Annotated in this window: 11 protein-coding genes; 1 reads left to right on the top strand and 10 read right to left on the bottom strand. The window is 66.5% G+C overall.

All coding sequences use genetic code 11. From position 1 onward, the window contains the following. The first annotated feature begins 169 nt into the window (after positions 1 to 169). Positions 170 to 3,922 carry an indolepyruvate ferredoxin oxidoreductase family protein gene (locus ACYPXD_RS30735; RefSeq protein ID WP_459720794.1) on the top strand — a complete coding sequence of 1,251 codons (3,753 nt, stop codon included), beginning with the start codon at positions 170 to 172 and terminating at the stop codon, positions 3,920 to 3,922. A gap of 59 nt (positions 3,923 to 3,981) precedes the next feature. Here ACYPXD_RS30735 and ACYPXD_RS30730 read toward each other — a convergent pair whose 3' ends face one another. The 10 genes from ACYPXD_RS30730 to ACYPXD_RS30685 all read right to left on the bottom strand — a co-directional run. After that, positions 3,982 to 4,728 (bottom strand): copper homeostasis protein CutC, encoded by a 747-nt coding sequence (locus ACYPXD_RS30730; RefSeq protein ID WP_459720790.1) that lies wholly within the window; start codon positions 4,726 to 4,728, stop codon positions 3,982 to 3,984. Positions 4,729 to 4,770: 42 nt separating this feature from the next. Further along, positions 4,771 to 6,048, bottom strand: coding sequence for a sensor domain-containing phosphodiesterase (locus ACYPXD_RS30725; protein WP_459720787.1), 1,278 nt, complete (start codon positions 6,046 to 6,048; stop codon positions 4,771 to 4,773). 421 nt (positions 6,049 to 6,469) lie between these two features. Further along, positions 6,470 to 7,774 carry a solute carrier family 23 protein gene (locus ACYPXD_RS30720; RefSeq protein ID WP_459720784.1) on the bottom strand — a complete coding sequence of 435 codons (1,305 nt, stop codon included), beginning with the start codon at positions 7,772 to 7,774 and terminating at the stop codon, positions 6,470 to 6,472. A 382-nt stretch (positions 7,775 to 8,156) separates the two neighbouring features. After that, positions 8,157 to 8,789, bottom strand: a complete 633-nt coding sequence (locus tag ACYPXD_RS30715; RefSeq protein ID WP_459720964.1) for a DUF2239 family protein — start codon at positions 8,787 to 8,789, stop codon at positions 8,157 to 8,159. Between the two features lie 73 nt (positions 8,790 to 8,862). Further along, positions 8,863 to 13,848, bottom strand: a complete 4,986-nt coding sequence (locus ACYPXD_RS30710; protein ID WP_459720780.1) for a response regulator — start codon at positions 13,846 to 13,848, stop codon at positions 8,863 to 8,865. 191 nt (positions 13,849 to 14,039) lie between these two features. Further along, positions 14,040 to 15,614: a response regulator gene (locus ACYPXD_RS30705; protein WP_459720776.1), complete on the bottom strand. Its 1,575-nt coding sequence runs from the start codon at positions 15,612 to 15,614 to the stop codon at positions 14,040 to 14,042. After that, the gene (locus tag ACYPXD_RS30700; protein ID WP_459720773.1) at positions 15,611 to 17,122 is read right to left on the bottom strand and encodes an ATP-binding protein; all 1,512 of its coding nucleotides are present in this window, start codon (positions 17,120 to 17,122) and stop codon (positions 15,611 to 15,613) included. Before ACYPXD_RS30700 ends, ACYPXD_RS30705 begins: the two co-directional genes overlap by 4 nt. Then, the gene (locus tag ACYPXD_RS30695) at positions 17,088 to 18,302 is read right to left on the bottom strand and encodes an ATP-binding protein (RefSeq protein WP_459720769.1); all 1,215 of its coding nucleotides are present in this window, start codon (positions 18,300 to 18,302) and stop codon (positions 17,088 to 17,090) included. Before ACYPXD_RS30695 ends, ACYPXD_RS30700 begins: the two co-directional genes overlap by 35 nt. Beyond that, complete coding sequence (locus ACYPXD_RS30690) at positions 18,287 to 18,712, bottom strand: anti-sigma regulatory factor (protein WP_459720766.1); 426 nt, start codon at positions 18,710 to 18,712, stop codon at positions 18,287 to 18,289. Before ACYPXD_RS30690 ends, ACYPXD_RS30695 begins: the two co-directional genes overlap by 16 nt. Positions 18,713 to 18,731: 19 nt before the next feature. Next, positions 18,732 to 18,905 (bottom strand): STAS domain-containing protein (locus tag ACYPXD_RS30685; RefSeq protein WP_459720961.1); only part of this gene is annotated, 174 nt, incomplete at its 5' end.

The following is an 18,905-nucleotide window of genomic DNA, read 5'->3' as shown; positions in this document are numbered from 1 at the left end:
GCTGGAATTCGCCTGCCCCATCGCGCCGCCGCTCGATCATTGCGCGAAGTTAGCAAAAAATCGCTTCAATCGGCGCTAAAAAATAGAGTCTCTTTCGCTGCATCGTCGACGATGCGCCCATCGGCGCACTCGACGACGTCGCATGCGGATGCAAATACGGAGACTCCCCATGACCGCTCGTCTGCCTGATGAGGCAAACCCGGACGCCAACCGCAACACAGGCCCGGACGTCACCTCGCACCGCGCATCGGACGGCGCGCCCGCACTTGCCGGCTACCGGCTTGCCGACAACCTGACGGCGACGCGCGGCCGCCTCTTCCTGACCGGCACGCAAGCGCTCGTGCGCCTCGTGCTGATGCAGCGCGCGCTCGACCGTGCGCGCGGGCTCAACACGGCAGGCTTTGTCAGCGGCTATCGCGGCTCGCCGCTCGGCATGGTCGATCAGCAATTGTGGAAAGCCGGCAAGCTGCTCGCCGCGAACGATATCCGCTTTCTGCCCGCGATCAACGAAGAACTTGGCGGCACCGCGGTATTGGGCACGCAGCGCGCCGAGGCAGACCCCGAACGGACCGTCGATGGCGTGTTCGCGATGTGGTACGGCAAAGGCCCCGGCGTCGACCGCGCCGGCGACGCGCTGAAGCACGGCAACGCGTATGGGTCGTCGCCGCACGGCGGCGTGCTCGTGGTGGCGGGCGACGATCACGGCTGCGTGTCGTCGTCGATGCCGCATCAGAGCGACTTCGCGATGATGGCGTGGCATATGCCGGTCGTGAATCCGTCGAATATCGCCGACATGCTCGAATTCGGCCTCTACGGCTGGGCGCTGTCGCGCTTTTCGGGCGCATGGATCGGCTTCAAGGCGATCTCGGAGACGGTCGAATCGGGCTCGACCGTCGACCTTGATACGTTGCGCACCGACTGGACCGTGAGCGCCGACTTCGCGATGCATGAAGGACTGCCGGAGGGAGCGCCTGAGGGAACGCCCGAGGGCGGCCTGCACAACCGCTGGCCCGATCTGCCGAGCCTCGCGATCGAAGCGCGCCTCGCGGCGAAGCTCGACGCCGTGCGGCACTTTGCGCGGATCAACAGCATCGACAAATGGATCGCGCCGAGCCCGCATGCGAACGTCGGCATCGTCACCTGCGGCAAAGCGCATCTGGACCTGATGGAAGCGCTGCGCCGCCTCGATCTGACCGCCGCCGATCTCGACGCGGCCGGCGTGCGGATCTACAAGGTCGGCCTGTCGTTCCCGCTCGAGATGACACGCATCGATGCGTTCGTCGGCGGCCTGACTGAAGTGCTGGTGATCGAAGAGAAAGGCCCGGTCGTCGAACAGCAGATCAAGCAGTACTTATACAACCGGCACAGCGGCGCCCGGCCCGTGGTGATCGGCAAGCAGGCGGAGGACGGCACGCCGCTGCTGTCGGCACTCGGCGAGTTGCGGCCCTCGCGAATCTTGCCGGTATTCGCGAGCTGGCTCGCGCGCCATAAGCCCGCGCTCGACCGGCGCGAGCGCGTCGTCGATCTCGTCGCGCCGCAGATCCTCGCGAACGAAGCCGACGCGGTGCGGCGCATTCCTTACTTCTGCTCGGGCTGCCCCCACAACACCTCGACGAAGGTGCCCGAAGGCTCGATCGCGCAGGCCGGTATCGGCTGCCACTTCATGGCGTCGTGGATGGAGCGCGATACGACGGGGCTGATCCAGATGGGCGGCGAGGGCGTCGACTGGGCCGCGCACTCGATGTTCACGAAGACGCGCCATGTGTTCCAGAACCTCGGCGACGGCACCTACTTTCACTCCGGCATCCTTGCGATCCGCCAGGCGGTCGCGGCGCAAGCGACGATCACGTACAAGATCCTCTATAACGATGCGGTCGCGATGACGGGCGGCCAGCCGGTCGACGGCAGCATCTCGGTGCCGCAGATCGCGCGGCAGGTCGAGGCCGAAGGCGTGTCGCACTTCGTCGTCGTAAGCGACGAGCCCGAAAAGTACGATGGTCACCACGAACTCTTTCCGAAGGGCACGACGTTTCATCACCGCAGCGCACTCGACGCCGTGCAACGGCAGTTGCGCGATATCGAAGGCGTGACCGTGCTGATCTACGACCAGACCTGCGCGGCTGAAAAGCGCCGCCGCCGCAAGAAAGGCGAATTCCCCGATCCGGACAAGCGGCTCTTCATCAACGAAGCCGTGTGCGAAGGCTGCGGCGATTGCGGCGTGCAATCGAACTGCCTGTCGGTCGAGCCGGTCGAGACGCCGCTTGGCCGCAAGCGCCGCATCGACCAGTCGTCGTGCAACAAGGACTATTCGTGCGTGAACGGCTTTTGCCCGAGCTTCGTCACGGTCGAGGGCGCCGCGTTGAAGAAGGCCGCGGGCGTCGCGTTCGACGTCGACGCGCTGGCCGCGCGCGTCGATGCGCTGCCGCGCCCGGCCGCGAAGCTCGATGCCGCGCCCTACGACATCCTTGTGACCGGCGTCGGCGGCACCGGCGTCGTGACGGTCGGCGCGCTGATCAGCATGGCCGCGCATCTCGAAGGCAAGAGCGCGTCGGTGCTCGATTTCATGGGCTTTGCGCAGAAGGGCGGCTCGGTGCTGTCTTATGTGCGCTTTGCCGCACGCGACGAATGGCTGAACCAGGTGCGTATCGATACGCAGCAGGCGGATCTGCTGCTCGCGTGCGACATGGTGGTCGGCGCGAGCGCCGATGCGTTGCAGACCGTGCGGCATGGACGCTCGCGCATCGTCGTCAATACGCATGCGATTCCGAATGCGGCCTTCGTGCGCAATCCCGACGCGAACCTGCACGCTGGCGCCTTGCTCGACAAGATGCGCCACGCGGCGGGCAGCGAGCGTCTCGCGTCGTGCGACGCGCAGGCGCTGGCGACGCGTTTTCTCGGCGACACGATCGGCGCGAACATTCTGATGCTGGGTTTCGCATGGCAGCTTGGGCTGGTGCCGGTTTCGCTGGAGGCGATGATGCGGGCGATCGAACTCAACAATGTCGCGGTACAGATGAATCAGCTAGCGTTTTCGATCGGCCGGATGGCGGCGGGCGACGCGGCGGCGCTCGAGATGGTGTGGCAGCAGCGGCATGCAGGCGCGCCGCTGCCGCGCCCCGGCGCGATCGAGAGCGAGTCGGCCGCCACGCTGGACGCGCTGCTCGCGGACCGCGAAACGCGGCTCGCGGCGTACGGCGGGCGGCGCTACGTGACGCGTTATCGCGCGCTGGTCGATGCGGCGCGGCGCGCGGAAGCGCGCGCGTGCGGGTCGCCGGATGCATCGGGCGAGCGCGTGAGCCGCGCCGTTGCGACGACGTTCTATCGTCTGCTCGCGGTGAAAGACGAATATGAAGTCGCGCGGCTCTATGCCGATCCGGCGTTCCGTGACGCGCTCGAAGCGCAATTCGAAGGCGTCGCGGGCAAGGATTTTCGCGTGAAGTTCAATATGGCGCCGCCGGCGTTGTCGCGGGCGGCGCACCGCAGCGGCAACGGCCGCACCGCGAGCGCGCTAACCCCGCAGCCACGCAAGCGGACCTTCGGGCAATGGATGTGGCCCGTGCTGCGTGTGCTCGCGACCTGCCGCGGCCTGCGCGACACGCCGCTCGATCCGTTCGGTCGCACGATCGAGCGCCGGATGGAACGGCAACTCGCCGACGACTATCAGGCGACGATCGAACGCGCGATGACGGTCCTCACCGTCGATAACGCGAACGACGTCGCGCAGCTTGCGGAGCTGCATTCGCGTGTGCGCGGATATGGTCATGTGAAGCGGGCGAATCTCGTCGCGGTGAAGCGCAGCGAACGCGAACTCGCGGCGCGCGTTGGCGTCGATGCGGCGACCGGCGTGGCGGTGCAACGCGCGCTCGAAGAAGCGAAGGGTGCGGGGGCGTTAAAGGGCATTCCAGTGGTTGTGGCGAGGTGAGCGCGGCACGGGCGGCGGCCGGGCTCGGCTAAGCGGCTCACCCGGCTCGCCTGGCTTGCTTATGCCCCACCCTCAACCGCCGCATCGAGCAACGCTCTCGCACGCGCGACCTTGCCGGCATCGATCGGCGCGAGGCCATTGCCGCCGACCCGCACACCACTGCCGAAATGCACGGCATGCACGCCCGTCGCGGCGATAAAACCCGCGAGCGCATCGACCGTGAGCCCCGCGCCCGCCAATACCGTGCAATGCGATCCGCGTGCCTGCGCCATCAGCGCGCGAATCGTTTGCTCCGCCTGCAGCACCGACGGCGCGCCGCCCGACGTCAGCACATTCGTCACCGCCTCGAACCCGAGCAGCACATCGAGCGCACGCCGTAAGTCACGCGTTTGATCGAACGCGCGATGAAACGTAATCGACAACCCGTCGGCCGCCTCGATCGCACGCGCCAGCCCGTCGCAATCGATCTCACCCGCGGGCGTCAGCATACCGATCACGATGCCGTTCGCATGCGCCGCCGCGATCGCGCGCACGTCGCGCAGCATCGCCGCATGGTCGCTCGCATCGAACACAAAAGACCGGCTATGCGGACGCACGATCACGTTGACCGGGATGCGCACTGCATCGACCACGGCTTCCACCATGCCGATGCTCGGCGTGAGGCCGCCTTCGCCGAAAGCGGTAATCAGTTCGAGCCGGCCGGCGCCGGCCTCTTCGGCGGCCTTCGCATCGGCCACCGTGGTGGCGATGACTTCGAGCAGGACGCGCTGGGCGGCGTGCGGTCGGATGAGATCGGAATCGGGCATGGCTCGGCTCTCGAACCTATCGTCGTCAAAAACGACATGATCTCAGACCCGCTCGTCGTCGAGCCAGTCGATATCGCCGCACAGCACGCAGGTGCGCTCGGCGATCTGCGTCGCAACCGACAAGGTCACGCACGGAATCGCTTCGTTGATCGACAGATACGGCCGCGTCACATGCACGCGCCCCGGCTCGTCGATCGCGGCGCGGAAGTACGGGCGCCTGAGCCAGTTCGCGCCCTGCGCGTCGGTGAGTGGCAGAAAGCGCGTCTCGTATGCGGCCCGGTCCGCGCGCAGCACGACGTTGCGCCCCGATTGCCGGCCTTTCGCGTCGATCAGATAGCAACGCGCCGCATCGTCGAGCGCAAGAAAGTTCCAGCACACTTCGTCGAGCGGCTCGCCGGCCGCCAGCCGCTCGGCCGCGCGCTCGAAGGCGCGCAGATACGGCGCGAGCCGGTTCGCGGCTTGCCGCTCGCGCGCGTCGGCAAGCGTCTGATGACGTTCGCTCAGTTCACCGATGCAAGACGCCGCCTGCGCGTTATCGGCGATGCCGGGCGCCGGCCGCGCAAAAAAGAAGCCCTGCACGAAGTCGACATCGCATGAGAGCGCCATATGCGCTTCGTGTTCGGTCTCGACGCCTTCGATCAGCACGAGCTTGCCCGCCTCATGCAGCAGCGCAACGAGGCCGGGCAGAATCGCCGCGACGTCGGCGCGATGCGCGGCCTGCGACAGCATGATGCGGTCGAGCTTCACGATGTCGGGATTCAACTGCCAGATGCGCTCGACATTCGAATGCCCGGCGCCGAAGTCGTCGAGCGCGATCAGAAAGCCGCGCTCGCGGAACTGGCGCACCGCGTCGGCCAGATGCTCGACGTCCTCGGCGCTTTGCTCGAGCACTTCGAGTACAACCCGCCGCGGCGACAGATCGAGCCGCCGCAGATTCGCGAGCAGCGATGCCGAATGGTACGGGTCGGTCAATGCGCCGGGATGCACGTTCAGAAACAGCCATTCGCGCTCGGCGCCGAGCATGCGGAAGTTCTCCATATGCAGCACCTGCGCGAGCCTGTCGACGTGCAGCACGTCGCCGACGCGCGCCGCTTCGCCGAATACATCGACCGGCGAAACGGGCCGATCGAACGCATCGTGTGCGCGCAGCAAACCTTCGTAGCCGACCGCACGCATATGCGACAGGCTGAAGATCGGCTGGAATACGCTCGTCAACGTGAGCCCGCTGTGCTGCACCGAGAAGCGCTGCAGCCCCGAGCTCACGCTCAATTCGAAACCATGCGGCGCCGCGGCCGTTCTTTCCTGTTGCGCTGTGGTCATGCATTTCCTCTCACGCGAGAGCGAAGCCGCATCCGTCATGACGAATGCGATCCCGCGGCCCCGTACCTGAATGTGCGTGCGTCAAATGTGCAATAGCGGAAGCCCTTCAAGCAAGCTCCATGCGCACGGTAGCGCACCTTCGCGCGAGCTTCGTCGCGGTGCTTGCACCGCTCGCAAGGTTTGCGCGGTCGAACTGGGGCGCGGCGCACTGCGACGGTGCGTTGTCCGCCATCCGTAATAAGGATGGAAACCGCCGCCGCCGCCTCGATGCACGCATGCGCGCGCACTACTTCAGCTTAGCCGCGCAATCGCGGACGGCAACCAGGATCAACAGAAGATGACGATCGACAACGTAAGAAAACGTGCAGGTTCGACACGAAGCGACCTCGCGCGGAGCGCTTCGCTGTGTGCCAACGAAACCTCAGACCACGGATTCTTGCGCAGGCTTACGCCGCAACAGCGCATAGAGAATGATCGCGCCGAACGTCGCGGTACCGATGCCGCCGAGACCGAACGCGCCGATCTTCAGCGAGAAGTCGCCGGCGCCGAGCACGAGCGTGACGGCGGCAACAATCAGATTACGGTTGTCGGAGAAGTCGACCTTGTTGACGACCCAGATGCGCGCGCCCGTCACCGCGATCAGACCGAACACGACAATCGATACACCGCCGAGTACAGGACCAGGAATGGTCTGAATCACCGCGCCGAATTTAGGAGAAAAACCGAGGATCAGCGCGATCACGGCGGCCATCACGAACACGAGCGTCGAATAGATCTTCGTGACCGCCATGACGCCGATGTTCTCCGCATAGGTCGTCACGCCCGTGCCGCCCGCGAAGCCGGAAACCACCGTCGCAAACCCGTCGCCGATAAACGCGCGGCCGATGTAGCGGTCGAGGTTTTGCCCGGTCATGGCGGCCACCGCCTTGATATGGCCGAGGTTCTCGGCAACCAGAATGACGGCGACCGGCGCGAGCAGCGCCATGGCGTGCGCATCGAATACCGGCGCCGTGAAGCGTGGCATACCCCACCACGGCGCGTGGGCAACAACCGAAAAATCGATCGGCGCGCCCATGCCCATGCCGTTCGCGACAATCGCATAGATCGCGTAAGCGATCAGCAGGCCAACGAGAATCAGAAGCCGCTGCACCATCCCATGCGCGAACACCGCGACCGCGCCCACGCAAACCACCGTCACAAGCGCCATCCACGATTCGAACGCGGTTCCGCTGACCCCCTTCACGGCAATCGGCGCGAGATTCAGACCGATCACCGCAACAATCGAACCGGTCACGACCGGCGGCATCAGCGTTTCGATCCAGGCGGTGCCCAGTGCCGCGACGACCGCGCCGATGATCATATAAACGATCCCGCACGCGATGATCCCGCCAAGCGCAAGCGACACGTTCATATTCGGACCGTGCCCCGCATAGCCGGTCACCGCGATCACGAGCGCGATAAACGAGAAGCTCGACCCGAGATAGCTGGGCACGCGGCCGCCCGTGATAACGAAGAACCACAGCGTGCCGATGCCCGACATGAAAATGCACAGATTGGGATCGAAGCCCATCAGGAGCGGCGCCAGCACGGTCGAGCCGAACATTGCGACCACATGCTGAATACCCATCGCAAACATTTGCGGCAACGGCAGCCGCTCGTCGGTCGCGATGACGCGGCCTTCGCTTCGTAGCTGAAGGCGCCAGCGGGGAAAGTAGGAATCGGCCATTGCGGGGTTCTCCTCTGTACGGCGTGAACGTTGATCTGGTTATTGACGGCTATGGCTTATGCATCGATCGGCGCCCAGGAAGGCTGACATGCGTGGCTGAGCTAGGCGCGAGTGTACGGAGAGGCAATTCCACTGACAAGGCAAGCAACCCCATCTTGCATGGAAGCGGACTCAGCGCTAAAGCAGGAATCTTCACGCCCGTCGGCTCAGCGCGCGACCGTGACCCAGATTCTTTGGGACTAGTCTGATTATCGACACGAGGGTGCGTTCACTACACTGCTTTGGCTGCGCGACCCCATGAGAAGCGTAAGCGATGTTGTAACTCTCCGACTTTCCGCTCGCACTCCCCGGTGCGAGCGGTTTTTTTTCGTCACGATTTTTGTCAAGTTGCTTCGCAGAACGCAGCAGCGGCCAGCTTCGCCGCATGTTCGCGAATGTCGCCGGGCCAGCCGGCGACCCGCTGCTCGAAGCGCACGCGCTCGTTTGCATAAAGCGCGCGCGTGGCCTCTTCGTAGTCCGGCAGATTGCCGGCCATCGCAGTCATGAAACGGTAGGCCGCCTCCTGTGCAAGCCGCACGCGTTGCTTGTCACCGCCCGCCAGACGCGCCGCGTCGACGAGTTTCCTCAGGACGACCGATGCGCCGCCGGGCTGCGTATTCAGCCATTCCCAATGACGCGGCAACAACGTGACCTCGCGCGCGACCACGCCGAGCTTCGGCCGGCCGCGCCCGCGCGCCACCGGCGCGCCGTCCTGATCCGGCGCGCCGGCCGTGTCGGAGCCACCGGCGCCGTCGTCCACGAGGCGCGCGAGCACATCGTCGACGCTGCCGCGCAAGTCGAACTCGACTGGCCGGCTCGTCGCATCGTCGAATACGAGAATCGGCTCGCCGTCCGGCTTGCCGCTCGCCGCGTCGTGCGCGCGCTTGACCGCGGCGGCGACGTCGCGAAGCGGGCCGGACGCGATGCGCCGGACGCCTTCGAACGCCGTGCAGGTAGCAATGGGATGAATGACCATGGTCATCTCGGGCGCCTCCTTAAAGAACGATGAGTCGCCCGAATTTTATCCGGGTATAAATAAAAAAGCAATATTACCCGGGTAAATCTCGCGAATCCTGCGACACGCACGCATGCAGCGCGTTGATCAGATCGAGCGGATCGTACGGCTTGCGCAAATGGGGCGCGTTGCCGAGCGCCGCCTGCTGGTCGGGCGCGAGTTCGACCGGATAGCCGCTCACGAAGATCACGCGCAGGTGCGGCTGGCGCCGCGTCGCCTCGAGCGCGAGATCGACGCCCGAGTGGGCGCCCAGACCGATATCGGTGAGCAGCACGTCGACCGGCTGCGCGGCGATCACCTGCTGCGCGTCGTCGTGACCGGCCGCTTCGAATATATCGAGGCCGAATGTGCGCAGCACTTCGGCGGTACTCGCGCGCACCATTTCGTCGTCTTCGACGAACAGAATGCGCAGCCCGCGCACCGCGTCGAAGGTTTCGTTGCGATTGCGGTCGACGAGCGTCACCGTCTGCGAATCTTTTGCCTGCAGCGTGGCTTTGCCGGTGCCCTTCGCCCCCTTCGCGTCCTGCACACGCAGCGTATGGCGGATCTTGCGCGCGAGCGCTTCGTGCGTGTACGGCTTGCTCAGCAGTTCGACGCCTTCATCGAGCCGCCCCGCATGCACGATCGCGTTGTCCGTGTAGCCGGACGTGAACAGCACCGCGATCGCGGGCTGCCGCTCGCGCGCCTTGCGCGCGAGCTCGGTGCTGCGCAGCGGCCCCGGCATGACGACGTCGGTGAAAAGCAGATGGATCGGCACGCCGCTTTCGACGATCGCGAGCGCGCTTTGCGCGTCTTTCGCGCGCAGCACGTGATAGCCGAGGCTCGACAGCATTTCGACGACGGTGGTGCGCACATCCTCGTCGTCCTCGACGACGAGGATCGTTTCGGCGCCGCCCTTCGACGGCCCGGCGTCAACCTCCGTTTCGAGGTCTTCTTCCTGGCGCACGCGCGGCAAGTACACGCGGATGGTCGTGCCCTGACCCGGCTCGCTGTAGACCTTCACATGGCCGCCCGACTGCTTGACGAAGCCGTACACCATGCTGAGGCCGAGGCCCGTACCCTGGCCTTCGCGCTTGGTCGTGAAGAACGGCTCGAACACGTGCTCCTGCACGTCGGGCGTCATGCCGCTGCCGGTATCGGTCACGGCGACCATCACATATTGCCCGGGCAGCACGTCCGCGTGGCGCTTCGCGTATGCATCGTCGAGCGAGGCGTTGCCCGCTTCGATGGTGAGCCTGCCCTGGCCGTCCATCGCGTCGCGCGCGTTGATGGCGAGATTGAGCAATGCATTTTCCACCTGGAACGGATCGACGAGCGTGTTCCAGAGCCCGCCCGACACGATCGTCTCGATCTCGATGCCGTCGCCGAGCGCGCGGCGCAGCATATCGTCGAGGCCGCGCACGAAGCGCCCGAGGTTTACCACTTTCGGCGCGAGCGGCTGGCGCCGGCCGAACGCGAGCAGTTGCGAGGCGAGTTTCGCGCCGCGCGCGACGCCGGCGAGCGCATTGCGCACGCGCTGCGCGGGCCGCTCGGAACCGGCGACGTCTTCGGCAAGCAGTTGCAGATTGCCGCCGACCACCTGCAGCAGGTTATTGAAGTCGTGCGCGACGCCGCCCGTCAGCTTGCCGATTGCCTCCATCTTCTGCGCGAAGCGCAGCGCTTCTTCCGCGTGACGCAGCGCCTCCTGTGTTTCGCGATCGGCGGTGACGTCGCGGCCGACGCCGTGAATGCGCTCGGTATCGGGATCGAGCGCGAGCGTCCACGCAATCCAGCACCATGCGCCGTCGCTGCGCCGCAGCCGGTTTTCATAGCGCATCGGCACGCCGGACACCCGCAGGTCGTGGATACGCGCGTTCACGAACTCGAGGTCGTCCGGATGGATCAGGTCGAAATACGACTGCGACGTCAGCGCCCATGCCGGATGGCCGAGCACGCGCGTCCACGACGGACTCACGCGTTGCAGCGAGCCGTCGAGACCTGCGACGACGAGCAGATCTTCGCTCAGTTCCCACAGACGGGCGCGGTCCGCGACCGCTTCGGCGATGCGCGCTTCAAGCGTTTCGTTGAGGTTGTGCAGCGCGGCCTGCGCTTTCGAGCGCGCCGCGATCTCGTCCTGCGCGGCCCGGTAGAGCCGCGCGTTATCGATCGCACTGGCCGCCTGCGCAGCGATACCCGCAAGAAACCGCTCGGCGCGCGTCGTGAACACGCCGGGCTCCGGATGGCCGAAAAAGAGGCCGCCGAGCACTTCGCCGGTCCGCGATACGACCGGCGCGGCGAGATAGCTCGTCACCGTCAGATGGCCCGGCGGCATGCCGTGATACGGATTGTTCTTGCCGTAACGCGGGTCCTTCGTGATGTCGTCGGAGCGCACGATGCCTTCGCCATTGAAGGTCGGCCCGAACACAGCCGTATTGCGCGGCATCGGAAACTTCGAGAACGTGTCTTTCGGCACGCCTGACAGCGTGTAAAGCGTGTAGCGGCCGCCCTGTTCGTCTTCCACGTTGTAGAAGAACGAGCCGAACGCGGCGCCGGTCAGTTCGGTTGCGGCATCGGTGACGATCTGCACCGCGCGGTTCAGGTCGAGTTCCGCCGCGACCGCGGTGCCCACGCGATTCAGTATTTCGAGCGTGCGCGTCTCATCCGCAAGACGCTGCCGCGTCTCGCGGCGCAGCCGCGCGAGCTGGAGGTTGCCGCTCACGCGCGCAAGCAGTTCGCGCGCGGAAAACGGCTTCGTCAGATAGTCGTCGGCGCCGGATTCGAGGCCGCCAACCTTCGCTTCTTCGCCCGCGCGCGCCGATAGCAGCAGCACCGGCGTTTCGCCCAGCTGCGGATCGGCGCGCAGTTGCTGCAACAGGCCGAAGCCGTCGAGGCGCGGCATCATCACGTCGGATACGACGAGATCGGGCGGCGCCGCGCGAATTGCGTCGAGCGCGCTGATGCCGTCTTCGGCGACGCGCACGTCGTGCCCCGCCGCGCTCAGAATCCGGCGCATGTAGTCGCGCAGATCCGCGTTGTCGTCGACGATGAGCACGCGCGCCACGCGGTCGTCGGCCAGCGCCGTTCCGTCGAGCGCCTCGGCGGCCACACGCCATGCGTCGTCGGCGTCGGGGTTTGCATCGGGGTCGGCGTCGGATTGGAGCCGGGCCGCGCCGTCGGGCAGCCAGCGCAGCGCCGCGTCGACATACGTTTGCGCCTGCTTGCTGGTCGTCGCAGGCTTCACCTGCGCGGCTTGCGCCGGCGTGGCCTGCCCGGCTAGCAGCGACCGCGCCGCACCGGCACCGCCGGCCGGCAGCGCAACCGTGAAACACGAGCCGACGCCGACCTTGCTGTCGACGCGAATCGCCCCGCCGTGCAGCCGCACGAGTTCCTGCACGAGCGCAAGACCAATACCGCTGCCTTCGACCGAGCGGCCCGCCGCGCCTTCGACACGATGAAAGCGCTCGAAAAGACGCGGCAGCTCGTACTCCGGAACGCCGATGCCGGTATCCGATACGCACACCTCGACGCCGCCGTCGTCCGCCGGCTTCACGCTGACCGTGATCGTGCCCGACATCGTGAACTTGAACGCGTTCGACAACAGGTTCAGTACGATTTTTTCCCACATGTCGCGATCGATCTCGACCAGCCGCGGCGGCGCCGCGCAATCGACGACGAGCGACATGCCGGCCGACTCGATGGCCGAGCGGAACAGCGACGCGAGCTCGGCCGTGAACGCGGCGATATCGGTCGGCTCGCGATGAATCTGGATGCGGCCCGCCTCGAGCCGCGAGAAATCGAGCAGCGCGTTGACGAGCTTCAACAGCCGCAGGCTGTTGCGATGCGTGACTTCGACGAGCTCGCGCCGGTCGCTGCCGCCGGTCTCCGGCTCGGCGAGCAGTTCCTCGAGCGGTCCCAGCATCAGCGTGAGCGGTGTGCGGAACTCGTGGCTGATGTTCGAGAAGAACGTGGTCTTCGCGCGATCGATCTCGGCGAGCGCTTCGGCGCGCCGGCGCTCTTCCTCGTATGCCTGCGCATAGCCGATCGCACCGCCGATCTGCCGCGCGACGAGATTCAGGAACGCGCGGTAACTATCGTCGAACAGGCGAAACGGATTAAGCCCGACGATCAGCACGCCGCCGCGGCCGCGTTCGCCGCTTGGCTGCACGGGCAGCACGGCCGCCTGCGTGGGCGGCTGCGACCATGCGCCGCCCGGCAGCGACGAGCCGAAGCGTTCAGCAAGATCGGTCACGACCTTGACGGTCTGGCGGCGCTGCACTTCGGCGAACGGCCATAGAGCATCGCTGCTTGCCCGCATCGACGCGGGCGCGGCCGGGTGGCCGGCCGCGATGCCGCATGCGCTCGTCAGCGTGACGCTGTCGCCGCCGGCCTCGCCCGAGTAGAACATCGCGAACGGGATATCGCGCGGATCGGTCGCGAGCGCGCGCATGCCGGATTCGCATGCCTCGAGCCAGGTGCGCGCATCGGTCGTCGATGCGCCGATTTCGCGTAAGAGCGTGAGCTGCCTTTCGCCGATCACGCGCACCGTGTCGTCGCTGTTCGCGCAGATGATGCCGCCGGTGCCGCCGTGGTCGTCCGGCACCGGACTGTACGAGAACGTGTAGTAGGTTTCCTCCGGGTAGCCGTTGCGCTCCATGATCAACAGCTTCTGCTCGACGTACGTGCCTTCGACACCCGTGAGGGCCGTGTCGAGCAGCGGACCGATTTCCTGCCAGATCTCGCGCCAGACAGTCGACGTCGGCTGGCCGAGCGCGACCGGATGCTTGCCGCCGATGATCGACTGGTATGGGTCGTTATAGAAGAACAGCAGGTCGGGGCCCCAGCCGACCCAGATCGGCTGGCGCGACGTCAGCATGATGCGGATCGCTATCTTGAGGCTTTGCGGCCAGCTGTCGGGCGGCCCGAGCGAGGTCTTCGACCAGTCGTGCGCGGCAATCAGCGCGCCCATCTCGCCGCCGCCGCGCAGAAATGCCGGCGCCGCGCCGGTCAGAGGCACGCCCGCCATCGAGTTGTCCGCTTTCATCGACGCCCCTTCTCCTGACTTCCCCGCGTAACCCTGGCGCAGTGCCCGGTGCAGTGCCGACAACGGACGTCGCCTCCCCATCCTGTCCGAAGCGTTCGCGCCGACGGCTTGAGCAAACGCTTTGCCTGCGCTTGTCGAGCGGCTCGTCCGGCCGCTCGTCCCTGCATTGGCCAGCTGGACTCCGCAGCCGCTTATCCCGCTGCGTCCGAGCGCATTTCGACGCCCGGATTGCGCGGCTGTCCGTGCTCGCCGTCGGTCGCGATCACGCGTTCGACGTCTTCGAGCGAGGCCGGCTTGACGAGGTGATGATCGAAGCCCGCCGCGCGCGTGCGCTGACGATCGCTTTCCTGTCCGTAGCCGGTCAGCGCGATCAGCAACGCGCCGGCCGTCGCCGCCTGCGAGCGCAACGCGCGCGCGACGTGATAGCCGTCGAGGTCCGGCAGTCCGATATCGAGGATCACGACCTCCGGTTTGAATTCCGGCGCGGCCGACAGCGCGGACGCGCCGTCGTAGACGACGCGCACGTCGTGGCCGAGCATTTCGAGCAGCACCGACATCGATTCGGCGCCGTCGACGCTGTCGTCGACGATCATCACGCGCCGCTTCGACAGCGGCGCCTCCGACGCCGACGCCTGTTTGCCCGCCGCCGCCGCGGCCGCGTATTCGGGCGTCATCGCGAGCGGCAGTTGCACGACAAATTCGCAGCCCTTGCCGGCGCCTTCCGAGCGCGCTTCGATCGTGCCGCCGTGCAGCTCGGTCAGCGTGCGCGCGAGCGACAGTCCGATACCGAGCCCTCCTTCCGAGCGCGCGAGCGAATCGGCCGACTGCATGAACAGATTGAACACGTCGGCAAGCTCGTCGGGCGGAATGCCGATGCCGTTGTCGGCCACCCGGATCGCGACCGCCCCTTCCGCGACCCGCACGCCGAGGTCGATCGAGCCGCCATCGGGCGTGTATTTCGCCGCGTTCGACAGCAGATTGCCGATGACCTGCGCGACGCGGATCGGATCGCCGCGAATCACGCACGGCAGTTCGGGGATATCGACGCTCAGCGTGTGATGCTTGCGCTCGATGGCGGGCTGATTCGTTTCGACCGCGGTCGCGACCGCCGACGCGATATCGACGGTTTCCATGCGCAGCGCGATCTTGCCGTGCGTAATCCGCGACACATCGAGCAGATCGTCGACCAGCCGGCTCAGATGCTCGACCTGGCGGCGCGCGATCATCCGCGCGTCGCGCACGACCGGTTCGGCCGCGTGATACTTCGGGTCCATCAGTTCGACCGCGTTGCGGATTGGCGCAAGCGGATTGCGCAGCTCGTGCGCGAGCGTCGCGAGGAACTGGTCCTTGCGGCGGTCCGCGTCGCGCAGCGCTTCTTCGGCGCGGTGCAGGCGCAACAGCGCGCGCACGTTCGCCACGAGCTCGGCCGGCTCGATCGGCTCGGTCAGATAACTGTCGGCGCCGCCGTCGAGCGCGCGCACCTTGTCGAGCGACTGCACCGCGGCCGCCGACGTTTGCAGCACGAGCGTCGAGCGCGTCTGCGGATCGCGCTTGATGCGCGAGCAGACTTCGATGCCGTTGATGTCGGGCAGCTTCACGTCGAGCAGCACAAGCGCGGGCCGGCGCGCGCGTACCTGGTCGAGCGCGCCCTGGCCGCTCGCCGCTTCGATCACCTCGAAGCCGGCATGCACGAGCACGCGCGTTTTCGCATAACGGGCGCCGTCGTTGTCGTCGACGTTCAGAATCAGGGGGACCGGAGGTGTCATGCGCGATCTCCGCGTGGCACGACTTCGGCATCGATGCCTGCCGCGCCTGCGCCTGCACCTGCACCTGCACCTGCACCTGCGCGATCGGCGCCGCCGGCCGCCGCGAGTTGCGCCGCCGCGTCGCTCGCGAGCACGAGCCGCACCGGCAGCGTCGCATAGAAAGTCGAGCCGACGCCGAATCTGCTCTCGACGCCCACATAGCCGCCAAGCAGCGCCGCGAGCTTGCGGCACAGCGGCAAACCGAGGCCGGTGCCCTTCACGCGTTGCTGCAAATGGCTTTGCACTTGCCCGAATTCCTCGAATATCACTTGCTGGTGCTCCTCCGCTATGCCGATGCCGGTGTCGGCGACGGTAAACGTGATGTGCTCGCCGCCCGGTTCGATCCGCGCGCCCACCCGTATCTCGCCGTGCTCGGTAAATTTGAGCGCGTTGGAGACGAAATTACGCAGGATTTGCGTGAGCTTCGCTTCGTCGGTGTAGATCGCCGGCAGTCCTTCCGTGTCCTCGAAAATCAGCCGCACCGCCGGATCCGTCAAAAGCGGCGTAAGCATCGTGCGCAGCGCCGCAAAGAGGCCGGACGGCTTGAACGAGGCCGGCAGCACATCGGTTCTGCCCGCTTCGATCTTCGCGAGATCGAGCAGATCGTTGACGATCTCGGTCAAATCTTCGGCCGATCTGCGAATCAGTAGCACTTGGCGTTCCTGTTCCTCGGTCAGCTCGCCGTCGAGGCGGTTCAGAAGCAGATTCGACAGCGCGCGAATCGAGCTCAGCGGCGTGCGCAGCTCGTGGCTCATGTTCGACAGGAAGCGCGTTTTCATCGTGTCGGCGCGGCGCAGTTCGTCGGCGCGCTCGTCGAGTTCCGCGTACAGCGCGACGACGCCGCGGTTGGTCGCTTCGAGCTCCTGTGTCAGCCGCGTCAGCTCGTCCTGGCGATCGCGCAATTCGGTCAGCGTCGACAGCAGCTCACGGTTCTGCTGCTGCACCTCGTCGAGCGAATCGTGCGAATTGAGCGGTGTCGCGCTCGCCCCCGGCCGCGGCGGCTCCTGCATCAGGGCCCGGACGATCGCGTCGAGCCTCGCCGGCGCGATTTCCGCGCGCTCCGGCGGCAGCACGCGCGCCATCGAAACCGTCGTGCCCGTTTGCGGCGACGAATCGATCGTGCAACGATCCATGAGGCGGCGGCTGCCCGCAATGCCGCGGCCCATGCCGGTCGGCGAGCGATAAGTGCCGTCCAGCACCGATTCGAGATCGCGGATGCCGGGCCCGCGATCGCATACGTCGATCAAAAAAGCCTGCGGCTTCGCATTCGCGTCGAACGCGAAGATCACCTCGCCCGCGCGCGCATACTCGAAGGCATTGCGCGCGATTTCGGATACCGCGCTTGCAATGCGCGTCTGATCGAGCGGCGAAAACCCCAGGCCGGCCGCGAGGGCGCGCGCCCGGCGGCGCGCGGCGACCACATCCTCTTCGGCCTCAAGCCGGATTCGCAGTATCTGCTGGGTTGCCATGCGTGAAATGTACTCCCTGATCCGCTTTGACCACTAACACGGTTGCGTCGTCGCGGCCGCGCGCGAAGTCGCGATACAGCACCGCCGCGATCATCACTGAAGGCTGAAGTTGCAAGCCGGGATAAGCGGACAGATCCCAGCGCGTGCCGATACCGTCCGAATGCAGGATCAGCATCGCATTGCGTGTCCACGGCACTTCGAATTCCTGTGCATCGCGCATCGTGTGACCGACAATGCCGTTGCGCGATGTGAGATGCCAGTTGTTGCACTCGCCGCCTCGATCGCCTTGCGCGGGACCGGTGCCGGACGACATCTGCCCGAACCGCCCCGTGACGAGCACCGGGCGGCTCGTGCCAGACAGCACCGCGGCAATGTTGCCGGTACCCGAAAAAGACAGGACCGAGCGCGCGAGATCGATACGCGCAATCGCGACCGCGGCGCCGCGCGTCGAGCGCAGCGCGTCGTGCGCGTATTGCATCAACGCCGCCGGCGGCCGGCCCGCACGACGGTGCACCGCCGCAATCGCACCGGCCGAGGCGACGTGCGCATCGGGACCGTGCCCGAGACCATCGGCCACGGTCACCGTGAGGCCCTGCTGATCGGGTTCGACACCCCATGCGTCGCCGCATACCTGTTCGCCCGGATACGGCACGCACAGGCCGCCGATATCGGTACCCGAAGCAGGGCGGCTCGCGCCCTCAGGCGTACTGCGCGCGTCGGCGAAAGCCGCGCTCCGGCCGCGCACGATCGCGCGCACGATCGTGCCCAGACCCGGCTGCGAATAGATCGATATCTCGTCGGAGAGCCGCCGGATCGCGCCGAGCCCCGTGCCGGGCGTGCCGGCCGTCGAGCGGCCGTCGTCGAAGGCGCGGCGCACGTCCGCGATACCGGGGCCGCGGTCGATCGCCAGCATTTCGACGCCGCCTGCCGCGTTCTGCGCGCCGCCGTCCGCGGCCTGCGGCGACAACTCGCGCACAAGCAGTTCGCCGTGCTGTGCGTGCTTGAGGATATTGGTGGTCGCTTCGGTGACGATCAGCGCCAGCCGCCCCGAGTCGGTCTCATTGAGCCCGCACTTCTGCGCGGCCTCGCTCGCGCCGCGGCGCGCGAACGCGACACCGCTGGCGTCGGCGATGTCGAACGACGCATGCATCCCGCGCAACCCGCTTAACGATGTTTCCATTTCGTAATCGTGACCGTCGTGCCCTTGCCGGGTTCGGACTGAATCTCGAACTCGTCGGACAGGCGCCGCGCGCCGCCGAGCCCGAGGCCGAGACCCGAACCGCTTGTAAAACCATCCCGCAACGCCCGCTCGATATCGGGAATGCCGGCCCCCTTGTCGATAAAGCTTATGCGCAGCCCTTTGCGCGTGCCGTTCATGAGCACGCTCAGTCGCGCGTCGCCACCGCCGCCGTACAGCAGCGTATTGCGTGCCAGCTCGCTGGCGGCCGTGACGAACTTCGTCTGGTCGACGAGCGAGAAGCCTTGTGCGATCGCCTGGTCTCGCACGATCTGCCGCAGCCGGACGATTTCCTGGTCGGAGCGCAAGCCGACTTCCATTGCCGATAACACCGTGACGCCGGTTAGATCCATAAGTAGAGGCCTTCCGTCGTCAACGGCGCCGCTGCTGCAGCAGCGCCATGCCGCGCTCGACATTGAGCGCCGTGCGCACGCCGGTCAGCGTGAGACCCAGTTCGACGAGCGTGATCGCCACCGACGGCTGCATGCCGACGACCACCGTCTGCGCATCGAGCACGGTCGCCATCGCCGCGGTATTGCTGATCAT

The organism is Paraburkholderia sp. 2C (genome assembly GCF_054589215.1).
This window is presented reverse-complemented; position numbering and strand designations above follow the sequence as displayed.